Source organism: Methylobacterium sp. EM32, from assembly GCF_040593685.1.
Taxonomy (GTDB): Bacteria; Pseudomonadota; Alphaproteobacteria; order Rhizobiales; family Beijerinckiaceae; genus Methylobacterium.
This window is the reverse complement of sequence record NZ_JBEXZS010000057.1, coordinates 1-13,558: the sequence shown is the minus strand read 5'-3', so window position 1 is coordinate 13,558 and position 13,558 is coordinate 1. Positions and strand designations below refer to the sequence as shown.

The following is a 13,558-nucleotide window of genomic DNA, read 5'->3' as shown; positions in this document are numbered from 1 at the left end:
CATCGGAGGAATTCCGGGGCGGGACGGACGGATCGGGCCGCCTATATACCCCCCTCCGCCTCCGTCGAGAGGCTTCGTCCGCCGACGAGACGCAATGGCGCCGCGCCCCACCGACCTGCTCACCCTGACCCGCGAGGGCCTCTACTGCCCGCCGGGGGACTTTCACGTCGATCCGGTCCGCCCGGTGCCGCGCGCCCTCATCACCCACGGCCATGCCGACCACGCCCGGGCCGGCCACGGCGCCGTGCTGGCGACGCCCGAGACCCTGCGCATCATGGCGGTGCGCTACGGCGAGGACTTTTGCCGGACCCGCCAGGAGGCGCAGCTCGGCGAGGCGATCCGGCTCAACGACGTCACGGTGCGCTTCCACCCCGCCGGCCACGTGCTGGGCTCGGCCCAGATCGCGATCGAGCGGGGCGGCTGCCGGATCGTCAATTCGGGCGATTACAAGCGGGCCCGCGATCCGACCTGCCTGCCCTTCGAGGTCGTGCCCTGCGACGTGTTCATCACCGAGGCGACCTTCGGCCTGCCGGTTTTCCGCCATCCGGTCGCCCGCGACGAGGTGCGCAAGCTGCTCGACTCGGTCCGGCTCTTCCCCGAGCGCACGCACATCGTCGGCGCCTACGCGCTCGGCAAGGCGCAACGGGTGATGGCGCTCCTGCGCGAGGAAGGCTTTTCGGAGCCGATCTACCTGCACGGCGCGATGGAGAAGCTGACCGAGCTCTACCGGCGCGAGGGGATCCCGCTCGGCGACACGATCAAGGTCGTGGCGGCGGAGCGGCCGAAGCTCGGGGGCAGGATCGTGATCTGCCCGCCTTCCGCGATCCAGGACCTGTGGTCGCGCAAGTTCCCTGATCCGGTCACCGGCTTCGCCTCGGGCTGGATGCGGGTGCGCGCCCGCGCGCGCCAGAAAGGCGTCGAGCTGCCGCTCGTCATCTCCGACCACTCGGACTGGGACGACCTCTGCCGCACCATCCAGGAGACCGGGGCCGGCGAGGTCTGGGTCACCCACGGCCAGGAGGACGCCCTGGTGCATTGGTGCGGGACCCAAGGCATTCGCGCGAAGCCCCTGCACATGCTGGGCTACGGCGACGAGGGCGAGGCCGAGCCCCAGGAAGCCGCGAGCGAGGCCGCGGACGGCAAGGCTGCGGAGAGCGCCGCGTGAACGACTTCGCCCATCTCCTCGACCGCCTCGCCTACGAGCCGCGCCGCAACGCCAAGCTGCGCCTGCTCCAGGACTTCTTCCGCCACACCCCCGATCCCGACCGCGGCTACGCGCTGGCCGCCATGACCGGCTCCTTGAGCTTCCGCGAAGCGAAGCCCGGCCTGATCCGCGGCCTCGTCGAGGAGCGGGTCGATCCGGTGCTGTTCCGGATGTCGCACAACTACGTCGGCGACCTGGCGGAATCGACGGCCCTGATCTGGCCCGCAAGAACGAGACAGGATTCCGGCGACGAACCGGGCCCCGGGCACAACAACCCCCCGGTGCCGACCCTGTCCGAGGTGGTGGAGGCGTTGGGCACGATCGGCAAGGGCGAGCTGCCGGCCCGCCTCGCCGGCTGGCTCGACGCCCTCGACGAGACCGGGCGCTGGGCGCTCCTCAAGCTCATCACCGGCGAACTCCGGGTCGGGGTGTCGGCGCGGCTCGCCAAGACCGCGGTGGCGAGCCTCGGCGGGCACGAGGCCGACGCGGTGGAGGAGGTCTGGCACGGGCTCGTGGCGCCCTATCCCGAGCTGTTCGCCTGGGTCGAGGGCCGGTCCGGCCCGCCGGAATCGGTCAATCCGGCGCCGTTCCGCCCCGCCATGCTGTCCCACCCGATCGAGGAGGAGGCGGATCTCGACAAGCTCGATCCGGACGCGTTCTCGGCCGAGTGGAAGTGGGACGGCATTCGGGTCCAGCTCGCCGGCGGGCGCGACCGGGACGGCAAGCAGGTCCAGAAAATCTACTCGCGCACGGGCGAGGACATTTCCGGCGCCTTCCCCGACCTCGCCGAGGCGATCACCTTCTCGGGGGCGCTGGACGGCGAACTGCTGATCCTGCGCGAGGAACGGGTGCAGAGCTTCAACGTGCTGCAGCAGCGCCTCAACCGCAAGGCTGTCACGCCGAAGCTCCTGCAGGACTTCCCGGCCCATGTCCGCGCCTACGATCTCCTCGCCGAGGACGGGGAGGACCTGCGGCCCTTTGGCTTCGCCGAGCGCCGGGCCCGGCTGGAGCGCTTCGTCGCCGGGCTCGACCACGCCCGCATCGACCTCTCGCCCCTCGTTCCCTTCGCCGACTGGCCGGCCCTCGCGGCGGCGCGGGCCGACCCGGCCTCATTCGGCGCCGGGCCGGACGCGGACGCGATCGAGGGCGTGATGCTGAAGCGCCTCACCAGCCCCTACCAGCCCGGCCGGCCCAAGGGCCCGTGGTGGAAGTGGAAGCGCGAGCCCTACCTCGTCGATGCCGTGATGATGTACGCCCAACGCGGCCACGGGAAGCGCTCGTCGTTCTACTCCGACTACACGTTCGGGGTCTGGCGCGAGGCGCCGGACGGGGTCGAGGAGCTGGTGCCGGTGGGCAAGGCCTATCACGGCTTCACCGACGAGGAGCTGGCCAAGCTCGACCGCTACGTCCGCAACCACACCACCAAGCGCTTCGGCCCGGTGCGGGAGGTCGAGTACGGCTCAGGGCAAGGGCTGGTCCTCGAGATCGCCTTCGAGGGCGTGCAGCGCTCGACCCGGCACAAGTCGGGCGTGGCGATGCGCTTTCCCCGCGTCAGCCGCATCCGCTGGGACAAGCCGCCGGCCGAGGCCGACCGGATCGAGGCGCTGGAGCGCATCCTGGCCCGCGGCGAGGCAGAGGTTCACCCCGGACGGGAGATCGCCGGATGAGACGCGTCGAGATGATCGCCCAAGGACCGCTCACCCGGCAGGCCACCGGGCGCCTCGTGGTCGACACGAAGGGCCCGGGCTTCACCGAGATCACGGCCGAGGTCGCGGCCTTCGTGCGCGAAGCGGGTTTGCGCCACGGCCTCCTCACGGTGTTCTGCCGCCACACCTCGGCCTCGCTGACGATCCAGGAGAATGCCGACCCGGACGTGCGCACCGACCTGATGACCGCCCTCGACCGGCTGGCGCCGCGGGACGCGGCTTACGTCCACGGCATCGAGGGGCCGGACGACATGCCGGCGCATATCCGCACGCTCCTGACCGACGCAGCGCTGACGATCCCGCTGGTCGACGGAACGCTGGCGCTCGGCACCTGGCAGGGAATCTACCTGATCGAGCACCGCGACCGGCCGCATCGGCGCGACCTTGTTTTGAGCATCGTTGGCGGGTGACAGGCAGATCATCCCACGCCGCGATCGGCGCAGCAGGGGCAAGGAACGGCCGAAGCGAAGGCATTTTCCGACGACGTGGAGACCGTTTCGTCGCGGACAATGCGGAAAAATGAAGACCTTTGGAACGACCCGGTTGCCGCGTGATCGGAGGTGCTCAAGCGCGGGGCTCATCGAGGCTCGGCGCCGCCACGGCCGTCATCGAGTCCTAAGATCGGGATTGCCCCCGTTTCCGTGGTTCTTGCCGCCCGAGCGACGCGAAACGAGCTGGTATCATCGATCCGGAGCGATCCCGGTGGCTGCGCGTCGAGGGAATAGGGTCTTCAACCGCCCACCGGTATCGACTCCGTCCGGTGCGCGAGCGACCGCTTTACCGCGCCGGTAAGCAGCAGCACGGACCGCGTCTTCGTGGTGATGGGACACGATCCGCCGCAGCGCCGCCGCACTCCAGGCACGGGACTGGGTTGGAGGTAGGGGCGCGGCATGCGGGGATGCTCATGCGAACAGAGTCTCCAGAGGCAACCTGCAATGCGTGTATGCGCGCCGAAAGTTTGATCAACCGAGCAATAATATCATATCCACCACATGTCATGCCAACGGTCACTGGAAACGACCTTTGGTTCCGTTTTCGAGTTTTCGCCAAGCCCAAGGTTCTGTGCTTCTGGGCTTGGCATCGAAATTCGAGATGGATGAGCGGCCTGATGCGTTGGCATCTTACACCGCTGATATCAAGTGGATTTAGTTTGTCAATTTACATTAATCAGTATCTAAATCGCTCTATATCGACTGAGTATATTCTGTATATTTCATCCAAGGATCGCTGACTCAAATCACGATAACTAATTCTATTATCAGACTTTTCCGCATGAATATCAAAATCATTTTTGATTTTGAGTTGATTTTTGATATGCTTGGTGTCGGCGATAAGATTTTCATATTTTCCGATGAAATCGATGTCTTCATCAAGAATATTGCTATATATTGCGTTTTTGACATGATTATTGTTGATTAAATCACTTCTTGAATAGAAACGCTGGTCGTGCTCCAAGATTATCTCCTCGCCATAACAGTCAAAATATTTTTTAAATTCTATTTCGTTGCCCTCTAGGCCGATTCCAAAATGGTCGCGATATTTCAAGCACGAAATCACGCGGTCGACCGGATTTCTTACGAAAGAAAACTTAAAATAACTATCCCAATATTCACTATATAAATCTCTTGCCTGACTAGCTATAACGTGTTTTGTTTTTTGTTCCACGAACCACCAATCTTGACCGCAAAGCCATTCCTCTATGCTGGTTCCCGCAGTTCGCTGTATGTGAATGAATATGCATTTTAATTCATGATCTATCATCGGTTGCCTCATTGTGTCGAAATAGGTATAAAAACCCAGGAAAATCCGGCTATTCCTTGGAGGGTGTCACAAGAGAGGGGCGCTTTTTGTTTCTCCTGCGCGCCAAGCGATACTCCTGAGCGTCAATCAAGTGAGCGATGTCTCCGGTGATGGACGAAGCCGGACCGCTTGCACAAGGGCCTGGCTTTGATTTCTTTAACGTGTGACTGAGGGGTGTCCTGATCTGTTTATCGGGCGGCGGCCTCGGACCATCTCAGGCGACGGGTCGACAGGCCCGGCGGTGAACAAGTCGGGCCGACGCAAGTGCAGGGCCTGAGCGAGAACCAGGGTCTTCATGTCTCGCAGATTGCCCTCGCTCATGAGCCTGGCCAGATCACGAAGGCTCACCTCCTCGACCACCATCCGTTCGCCTTCCTGCGCGAGGCCTCCTCCGGCTCCGGTCCGCGCCGCCGACGTGTACGGTGCGAGGTAGAGCCAGATCCGCTCCGACGACACGCTCGGCATCGCATAGGCCTGCACGACGAGTTCGAGCTCGACCAGCTCCACGCCCGCTTCTTCGAACGCTTCCTCGATCGCGGTCACGTCCGCGGCCTTCCCATCGAGACCGCCCGAGGGGACCTCCGGGAGCGGGTCCGGATCGCCCCAGTACAAGGGCCCGACGCGCTCTTGCCGGACGAGGAGCACGCAGCGGCGCTCCGCATCGTAGGGCAGAACCCCGGCGGCCTCGCCATGATGCTCGAGGGCGCGGTCGACAATCCGCCCGTCCGGCAAGCGGAGGGTGGCGATCCCGAAGGTGTTCCAGCCCTCGTGGATCACGCGAAGCCGGAAGGCGTCTGAATCAGTCATGTCATCCCCGCTACCAGCACCGCAATGTTCGCCGCCTGCCGCCGCCGGGTCGGTCCGATCCGGATCCACTCCTCAGCGGCCTCGGTCACATCGCCGCTCAATAGGATCAGCTGCCCGCTCCAGCTCCCGCGGATGGCGCCGTCCTGGGCGACAACACCCCGGACAGCCGTAGCGTGTTCCATCCCGCCGCGGGAGCCTGCACGGGGCAGGGCGGCACGCCGGTGGAGAGGCCGGTGAAGCCTTTCGACCATCCAACGACACCGGAGAGGGCAGGGATGCTCATGCCGATTCCCGTGGCCCGGAGCGGGCGGGGAGGGCGGCCGACACATGTGCCGGGATCGTGCCGACTCCTGTGCCGGCACACTCGGAACGCCTGAAGCGGTATACCGCCGGGGCAGAGGAGGACTGTGCCGGCTCTCATGCGCCGCGATTCGCGCTCCGTTCTCAGGCGTCCGCGATGTCCGCGGGCGTAAGCACTGAAGAACGAAGGGAAAAAATGGCTGGGGCGCCAGGATCCTGTTCCTACGTGACCAAAGCCAAATTCCCGAACAAGATCAATGACTCGCCCGGATCGACGTAGACGCATTTGTAGCAAAGGAATGGGGCAGGCTGCAACGGGCTTGGCGGCCCTCACTCGTTCGCTTGAAGCGCATAAACGAGAATGGATTATTCCTCGGCTGGGCCTTCTCCGGGCCGCAGGCCTGCTCGCCGCTTGGCCCCTTATCGGGCTGCGACACCGCCGATCGGCCGGGTTATAGGAAGACTGAACGCGCCAGGTTTGACGTCGCCGAACGGCTGCGCCGCTGAGTGTTCAGCGCCGACCACCTGCTGCGGATCCCGTCCGACCAGCTCGCCTTCTACGGCGCGGCAGCGTCGAAGATCTTGAGAGGCGGAACCTCCGTCTATGCTGCCGATGGTCGGGAGTATACGATCGCGATGCGTCTCGAAAAAACAGCAGGCGGAGACGGAGGGAATGTCCCCGGACCGCCGGAACTTGTGTGAAAACAATGATTTAGTGGACGCCCTCAACACCCCATGTGTACCACCTCCGTGGACCGTGTGTCGAGACCGCGGGCACCGATCGACCTGATGCCGGTCTTCGACCGCTTCGTCGCAAGGACGGGCGCCGTGATCCGCCCGGGCCCGAAGGCCGGCTATCTGCCCGCTCCGGACGCGATCTAGAGCTGTTCCCGGTCAGGTAGCGCCGGCTAAGTCGGTTTCGTATCCGGCTGCGGTGAGGTAGTTGCGGCATTCCTGCGGGGTAAAGCGGGTGAAGGCCTGCCGGATCGCCGCCCAGAGATCCGGGATCGTCCGGGCGGCCGCACTGCGCAACAGCGCCTTGAGCTTCGCGAAAACCTGCTCGATCGGGTTGAAATCGGGACTGTAGGACGGGAGGTAGAGCAGCTCCGCTCCCGCGGCCTCGATCGCCTCCCGCACGCCGGCGACCTTGTGAGCGGGCAGGTTGTCCATCACGACGATGTCACCGGGGTGCAGCACCGGCGTCAGGGTCTCGGCGACGTAGCTGCGGAAGCGGGTGCCGTTCGTAGGGCCGTCCAACAGCGCGATGGCACATAACCCGCTCGTGCGCAGGGCCGTCGTGACGGTGGTGGTTTTGTAATGTCCCTGCGGGGCTGCGAGCCGGCAGCGTTCGCCGCGTGGAGCCCAGCCGTTGCGGCGTGCCATGTTGGTCGCAGTGGCCGTCTCGTCCAGGAACACGAGTCGGTCCGGATCAAGTTCGAGCTGTGCCTCGAACCACGCCTCGCGAGCGGCCCTTACGTCCGCGCGCTCCTGCTCAGATGCATATGTCGCCCCTTTTTCCACGTGATCCGGTGCCGCTGGAAGAAGCGCGACAGACCACTCGTGCTGGTCTGCACGCCCTGCTCAGCCAGGCGGTCGCGCAACTCGCGAAGGAAGAGACGCGGTTCCTGCTCGGAGGTCGCCAGGATCAACTCGGCATGGGCCTCAGCCAAGCCATCGGCGCGCCGCCGGACCTGATCCTCACCATCACGAACTCGCACCATGGTAACCTCGTGCTCGTCGGCGGACCCAGAAACGCGGAGCGCACGTTGTGGGGCGAGGCCGGAACGTACCGGATATCCTTGCCGCCCGGCGCGTACGTGATCGAGGCGTCGGACGGAACAGAGATTGCCACCTTCTAGCATCTCGGCCCGGAGGCTACGCATGTCCAGGTCTGAGAAACACAGCGGGCAAGGAAGGCTCCTGGTGGAGGCACCGCTCGGCGTCGAAATCTCGGTCGCCGACGGAGCCCTCCGGGAGGTGGCGAGCGGCGTCACCCGGCTTGATCAGACGCTCGGCGAGGGTGTGTACGCGATCAAAACCACCGCCGCGGGTCGGGTTCAGCAGAAGATTGTCAGGATTCGAGAAGGGCAGACCGCGCGATTCGAGCCATCGCCGCCCGATCGGTTAGAGGTTGGCTTCACGACGGAAATGCTCAGTCGGAGCGCGGAAGTTGTGGTGCTCTTTAGAGATATCAGGTCTCGTCCGGGATCGCAGAACAACCGCGTTCCACTTGAGGCACGGCCTGATGGACATAGCAGCATCACCGTTCTCGTCTCGGACGAGACCGGCTTGGGAAGCATCACTCCCTTCCAGCATCTCCGCCTCCTGACCGCGAACGGAACATCCGTCCTCTCTGCATCAGATCTCACCGGCTGTCACACTGGGCCCGGCACTCCGCGCGGCGACCTCCGAGGTCGGCGCGATCATTGAGAACTCGGTGTCGGAAGTAGATGTATGGAAGAGTGATCCGAACAAAGGAATGTTCGGAGGGCAGTCGAGCTCCACAAGTGGATCTGTTTATCTCAAGTCATTTGATGAGAAGCCCGGCATCGAGTTCCTTATGCTTAACTTGGTCGTTGAAGGAATTGGGGTCCAGGGGCCTGTAGTTTTTCACCTTCACCCTACGTTCTTGCCTGTTACTCAGCGCATATTTGCAACCGGAAGATCCGTGAATTTCAATTGCTATGCCTGGGGCGCATTCGCCCTGGGCGTTGAATTCGCGGACGGCACTCGACTTGAGCTTGATTTAGCAAAGTAATCCGAACTGCCGACCTGGTTCCGGAGTCGCTAAACGAAATTGAACATCCTATTGTGCCTTAGCCTCTGGCACATACGGGAGCCCACCGTGATCAAAATCCCGCGCCGTCCAGATCACCTACCACCATACACTCCAATGCTTCCGATCGGGAGCGTGGCGGCTGGAAACGGCGAAGGCTCCCGATTGGGCCGATTCCCGCGCGTCGAATTGAATGATCCTGAGTAAGCGAGAGAGCAGATGCGAATGAGGAACCTGTTCGTAAAACGGAGTCAAACTCGGTAGCATCCTCACTTTCCGCCTACCGCACTCGGTGCTAAGCTAGCTCCGAATCGCGGTGTGCGCGCCCTGGGCGCCGATCTAAAGCAAGCCATAGGACATTCCTTGTCTACACCCGGCTGTCAACTCAGGTGTTTAGACGGTTGATATGCGCGATCCGTTTTAGACGCTGATCAAAAATAGAGATTAGATTGCCGTCACAACCCCGTTGTGGACACGCCGTGAAGGCTACTCGCCTGCATCATATGGCAGGAAACGACAACCTATTGTGATTAATTTCCGGCTGCATCCTCACACAAATGGCTTTTATCCATATCAATTCTATGGTAACAGTGAAGATCCTAAATAGGAGGCATTGGATATGACTACAGTAACGATCCTTTACAGGAATACCGGCGGTGCCATCGAAAACTTGGGTATCAAAGATGCGGTTTCTGGTAAAATGCATAACATAGGATATTTAGAAGCGAACGGAGGAGACCGCTTAGACAGGATCAATGTGAGGGACGCTGCTGTTCTTGTCGCAGAAATTGAAATTTATTATGATGACGTCCAGAAATTCCCCGCCCAAAAAATCAAACATGGTGGAAATGTGGACGTTTACACAGGCAGGGTGTCGGATCCTTGAAGTTCGAAAGCATTATCACACGTTGGCGCTAACCTCGGTGATATTCTGTGGAGTGAACTCCTTTCCCGTGTAAACACATAAGTGAAATGGACACTATCCGGCACTGACTTGCTACGCGCCAACATCGACTTTGCGCTCGCTGCGGTTGCAGTCTGTTTCCGTGAGGGAGCACGTCCGCCGCTCGCTCACCCGAGCGCTTTCCTGAGATGCGCGGCAGCCCGCTTGGCGGGGATGTCGGAACTTTGTTGGAGTAGGTTATTCAACAGCATGTTGTCGAGCACGGCATCGGCGAGTACGCAACCGGGCCTGCCGTTCTCGTCTTCCAACGCTGTGCATCGTCATGACGGTGATATACGACCTGGCGAGCCCGGGCTGCATCCTACATGTCCGAGGAGCCTGCCTGGGACAATGGCTCGCGGCGAACTTGGGACGCCTCGCGCCGGCGGTGCCAAGCGCTGAAGCACACCCCCTCGGGTTCTGCCAGTCCGGAGTCCTTGGGCGGATCGCTCCGGCGATTACGCAAACCGGTTGAGCCTCAACCTCGCCGGCTGCTGATCGCTCCCGACGTCCCCTGGACGCGACTCACTGCAGCGAGCCGGCACACGCCAGAGGAGTACGAGGCGCGCTTCCCGCCGAAAATGGTGGCGCTCGGGAGGTTGGTATCTGCGGCTCCAGGTTAGGCGGCCGAGCGCGAATGCCTGCTTGAGAGGGCGGCGGAGTTTAGGTAGACGCACGCTCTCGAAGGCGAGACCTGATGCACGCCGGTGACAAAGCTAAATACGAAGGCGAGCTGCAATGCCCTAATAGGACCGCGAGCAAACCAACCAATTGGCCGACGCCAGGAATTGAGACGCAGTGTTCGGCAAATCAAAGTTCAAGCCGTAAACTGTGCACACAGATAATGCGGTCGATGCGGTTACAGCGCTGCGCCGCTTGGCCGATGGTGCTAGTCTGTGCTCGCTCACTCCGGGTCCACACTCTTGAGCGGCTGCGCCGGGCGGCAGGATTCTGAACCGTGGAGGCCAGCGGAACCGTCGCAGGGCTGCCGGCGGGGCAGGGTCGCAGTTGCGGCGGTGGCTCGCGAGATTCCTACTGCCCTAACGCAGCAGGAGCAGGCCGCGGTGCTTGACGCGGGGCGCGCCTTCGAAGGCTTCGACGCGGCAAACGATCCGCACGGTGAGCACGACTTTGGGATGCTCACGGCGGGCGAGGTGCGGCTATTCTGGAAGATCGACGTCTACGACCGCACTCTGGCTCACGCCTCACCCAATTCGGCCGACCCTGCCGTCACCGCTCGTGTCCTGATCATCATGCTCGCCGAGGAGTGGTAAGCCCCTATTCCCCGCCGAAATACATCAGGTCTTGTTTCTGAGGCACGCCTTGAGCTCCGAGGTATATTCCGGACTCCGCAGGGGCGTATTGAGATTGCAGGCAAGGAGGACAAATGGATCCAGCCGTACCTTGGTGGCTAAGTCCAGCTGGCCTTGCAGGTACGCGATGTCCTCAAGTATCTGTAGGCCGCCCGAGATGTACTGGAAATACTGTGTTCCAGTGTGCGCCCTCAGCGCCACGTTCGTAGCCAGCTGTCCCGTTAGGCCATACTCGTTAGCTATAGCCTTCGCGAATTCGATCGTGTCCGGTTCGGCCGGATCGGAGCACCCGGGTCGAAAGTACTTCCGGAGTGTTGCGTCGGTCGTTCCCGCGAACCGAGCATCTCGGATACCGTAGTCTAACGAATAGAGTGCCACGGATAGGTCATCCTTCAGCGTCTCCCTCATGAATGTTTCGAGCAAGAGTTCTTCGACTGCGACGCCTGATCCCTCGACCGCTGCTCCCTCGTCGGCCCGAACCTTCGATTTATCTGGTGCGTTGGCTCGCCACGCCCCGGTCACCGCGTGCCTGACTTCGTGGAGGATGATGCTGTAGTACTCCATCAGGCTTCGCTCTGTCCCGATACCGAACTCGATGTTCCCGGTTGCAGTGTCGGTGCCGGCATTGTTCTTGGTAGTCGCCTTGAATTCGAACAGGGGAAAGATGGCAGCTACGTCAATGGGATACCCCTTGTATCTGTTCGATACCCATTCTCTCACTTGGTCGAACATGGTCCGGAGTGTGGCTTCGTCTTGGGGACGGACGGGATCGTTCTCGCTATATCGACCACCGAGACGCTTCACATTGCGCTGGACTGCCTCATTCCACATCCGCGATGCCGGGCCGTCCTTCGCGCCCTGAGCGGCATCGAGGTACTCCGCGACCTTCGTCGGCATCAGGCCGAATGCAGTCTCTTTGTTAATCGCGGCAACGACATCTCCGCGCTGTGCAGGTGTGAGTACGGTGTCGTCATGAAATATCTTGTTCAGTGCGAGCTTGGCGACAGCGCGGTAATGTTTCTGCTTTTCAGCGGCATAGGCGGTGATCTGCGTCCTATAAGTCTCCATCGTCGATGAGCCGTCGTTGTTGAACTGCTGGTCCGCGCTGAATGCCTCCCAGATGCTCCTTCGATCATCCGCCGAATAAATTGTACATTTCCCTTTGGAGGCAGGATTGTCGGATAGGCGCTCGATCCACCATGCTTTCATGAGCTTGATGCCCTTTGCCACCTTGTTGTCCGGAATTGGCCCCACGTATTTCTCGATATATTCGTCTTCGGTGCTATTGCAAGAGGAGTTGTTAATTGCAGAGTTTACTGTTCCCCTGTCGAGCCATTTTAACCTAGTGCTATGAAGGTAGATGGCATTGATTTCGCGAAGGACCTCGTCGTCGTTCGCGAAGATCACCGGACGGCTCTTGTCACCCTTGTAGGCCATCAGGATATTGTTGTTCAGCGACACGAGCTCGCATGCCGTCTCAAAGTCAGATCCCCCAAAGCTGTCACCGAAAAGGGCTCCCTCTGCAACAGCGCGGGTAACGAACAGGATCTGCCGCCGAAGCGCTCTTTCGATACCGTCGAGGGATGCCTCATTGATCGTCCTCAGGGACATAGCAATCTTGGCGAAGTACCGTCTCCAGTCCTCGTACGCCTGCCTATCCGGAAGAAGAGTTGAGTCGAAGGTGGACTTGCCGTCCCAGTCCCTGTTTGGCAACGTGGCATTGGGGTATGTCATGCCGGCACGCTTGATGGCGTACTTTCCCAGGTACGTCTCTACTAGCACCCTCGCAAGCTCAGAGCTCCTCACGTCCTTCAGCGTAAACGTTTCCGGGACTACCGACTTGTAGGTTACACGGTAGAACTCGTCGATGGCAGATGACATCTCGGGTGTCGGGCAGTCGAGCAGGATCTTTAGCTTGCGCTCAATGGCTTCGCCACCCCACCGCGATCTGAACGCCGCGAGACGGTCCTCAGCGAGCTCCAGGAGGCGGTCCTTTGTGTTAGCAGGCAGGTCGGCCCAGCGCGTTGTCACGGGAACATCTTTGAGGAGGGCCTGCACGCCCGGCGCTCCTGTGTGGAGAGGAGGCGACCAATCACTTGGGGAGCAGCCCCCGCCCGCCTTGGTGGCCAAGGCAGCGATACCCGTTTGAGATGCGGCGGGCGGTAAGCTCCCTTGTGCGTGCGCCTGCAAAGTAAGCATGAACAAGGCTATTAGGGCTTGTTGGAGCGACAGCATTCCGGCCTCCACTGAATCCCGCTGTTATGGCGAGCTGACAGGAGCTTCGGGCGCACGTCTCCCATCTGGCTTCGCGACGGGGCTCCTGCTCGCGGGTTCAACATCGCGCCACCGGCCTTGATCGCAGGTCATCGATCATCGCCAGGATGAACCCGAACAGGTCACGTGGCAATGCCACCTCAGCCATCTGGAACACTGTATAGGCGGCGTGAGTAATAACTTTAATCCAGTTTGGAGTCTTTGGTGTGGATCGGCGTCCAAATTGATCCTGACCTTGAATGCTGAACCGCTCCGGGTTTTTCGGAGGCAGATTGTTTTGAGTCAGGCGGCCAAGGCTTGGTCGCCGACGTGAGCATGATAGCGCGCTTCGGCCTCGACGGGAGGGACGTTGCCGATCGGCGCGAGCAAGCGACGGTGGTTGTACCAGTCGACCCACTCCAGGGTGGCGTACTCGACGGCCTCGAAGGAGCGCCA

At 61.6% G+C, this 13,558-nt stretch carries 11 protein-coding genes and 2 pseudogenes; 8 read left to right on the top strand and 5 right to left on the bottom strand.

All coding sequences use genetic code 11. The annotated features are described in order from the left end of the window. Nucleotides 1–94: 94 nt before the first annotated feature. The 3 genes from ABZT49_RS08995 to ABZT49_RS08985 are packed head-to-tail and all read left to right on the top strand — an operon-like array spanning nucleotide 95 to nucleotide 3,320. On the top strand, nucleotides 95–1,165 hold the full coding sequence (locus tag ABZT49_RS08995) for a ligase-associated DNA damage response exonuclease (RefSeq protein WP_355285486.1): 1,071 nt from the start codon (nucleotides 95–97) through the stop codon (nucleotides 1,163–1,165). Beyond that, nucleotides 1,162–2,871 carry a cisplatin damage response ATP-dependent DNA ligase gene (locus tag ABZT49_RS08990; protein WP_355285484.1) on the top strand — a complete coding sequence of 570 codons (1,710 nt, stop codon included), beginning with the start codon at nucleotides 1,162–1,164 and terminating at the stop codon, nucleotides 2,869–2,871. Before ABZT49_RS08995 ends, ABZT49_RS08990 begins: the two co-directional genes overlap by 4 nt. Next, nucleotides 2,868–3,320, top strand: a complete 453-nt coding sequence (locus ABZT49_RS08985) for a secondary thiamine-phosphate synthase enzyme YjbQ (RefSeq protein ID WP_355285482.1) — start codon at nucleotides 2,868–2,870, stop codon at nucleotides 3,318–3,320. Before ABZT49_RS08990 ends, ABZT49_RS08985 begins: the two co-directional genes overlap by 4 nt. A 757-nt stretch (nucleotides 3,321–4,077) precedes the next feature. On the opposite strand, the gene ABZT49_RS08980 is transcribed toward ABZT49_RS08985, so the two are convergent. The 3 genes and pseudogenes from ABZT49_RS08980 to ABZT49_RS08970 all read right to left on the bottom strand — a co-directional run. Beyond that, the gene (locus tag ABZT49_RS08980; RefSeq protein ID WP_355285480.1) at nucleotides 4,078–4,671 is read right to left on the bottom strand and encodes a sulfotransferase family 2 domain-containing protein; all 594 of its coding nucleotides are present in this window, start codon (nucleotides 4,669–4,671) and stop codon (nucleotides 4,078–4,080) included. Between the two features lie 195 nt (nucleotides 4,672–4,866). After that, on the bottom strand, nucleotides 4,867–5,517 hold the full coding sequence (locus tag ABZT49_RS08975) for an NUDIX domain-containing protein (protein ID WP_355285478.1): 651 nt from the start codon (nucleotides 5,515–5,517) through the stop codon (nucleotides 4,867–4,869). Between the two features lie 1,194 nt (nucleotides 5,518–6,711). Beyond that, nucleotides 6,712–7,484: pseudogene (locus ABZT49_RS08970) on the bottom strand (IS630 family transposase); the annotation flags it as partial. Between ABZT49_RS08970 and ABZT49_RS08965 the strand changes: the two are divergent. The 5 genes from ABZT49_RS08965 to ABZT49_RS08945 all read left to right on the top strand — a co-directional run bounded on the left by ABZT49_RS08965 (nucleotide 7,473) and on the right by ABZT49_RS08945 (nucleotide 10,810). Further along, on the top strand, nucleotides 7,473–7,676 hold the full coding sequence (locus ABZT49_RS08965) for a hypothetical protein (RefSeq protein ID WP_355285476.1): 204 nt from the start codon (nucleotides 7,473–7,475) through the stop codon (nucleotides 7,674–7,676). The pseudogene ABZT49_RS08970 and the gene ABZT49_RS08965 sit on opposite strands and share 12 nt — an antisense overlap. A gap of 22 nt (nucleotides 7,677–7,698) precedes the next feature. After that, nucleotides 7,699–8,247, top strand: coding sequence for a hypothetical protein (locus ABZT49_RS08960; protein WP_355285474.1), 549 nt, complete (start codon nucleotides 7,699–7,701; stop codon nucleotides 8,245–8,247). A gap of 49 nt (nucleotides 8,248–8,296) precedes the next feature. Beyond that, the gene (locus ABZT49_RS08955) at nucleotides 8,297–8,575 is read left to right on the top strand and encodes a pYEATS domain-containing protein (RefSeq protein WP_355285488.1); all 279 of its coding nucleotides are present in this window, start codon (nucleotides 8,297–8,299) and stop codon (nucleotides 8,573–8,575) included. Between the two features lie 637 nt (nucleotides 8,576–9,212). After that, a complete protein-coding gene (locus ABZT49_RS08950; protein ID WP_355285472.1) occupies nucleotides 9,213–9,479 on the top strand; it encodes a hypothetical protein in 267 nt (88 codons plus the stop codon). Between the two features lie 1,073 nt (nucleotides 9,480–10,552). Then, the gene (locus tag ABZT49_RS08945) at nucleotides 10,553–10,810 is read left to right on the top strand and encodes a DUF3768 domain-containing protein (protein WP_355285470.1); all 258 of its coding nucleotides are present in this window, start codon (nucleotides 10,553–10,555) and stop codon (nucleotides 10,808–10,810) included. A gap of 24 nt (nucleotides 10,811–10,834) precedes the next feature. Here ABZT49_RS08945 and ABZT49_RS08940 read toward each other — a convergent pair whose 3' ends face one another. Continuing rightward, nucleotides 10,835–12,907, bottom strand: a complete 2,073-nt coding sequence (locus ABZT49_RS08940) for a hypothetical protein (RefSeq protein ID WP_355285468.1) — start codon at nucleotides 12,905–12,907, stop codon at nucleotides 10,835–10,837. A 498-nt stretch (nucleotides 12,908–13,405) separates the two neighbouring features. Continuing rightward, nucleotides 13,406–13,558 (bottom strand): annotated as a pseudogene (locus ABZT49_RS08935) (IS3 family transposase); the annotation flags it as partial.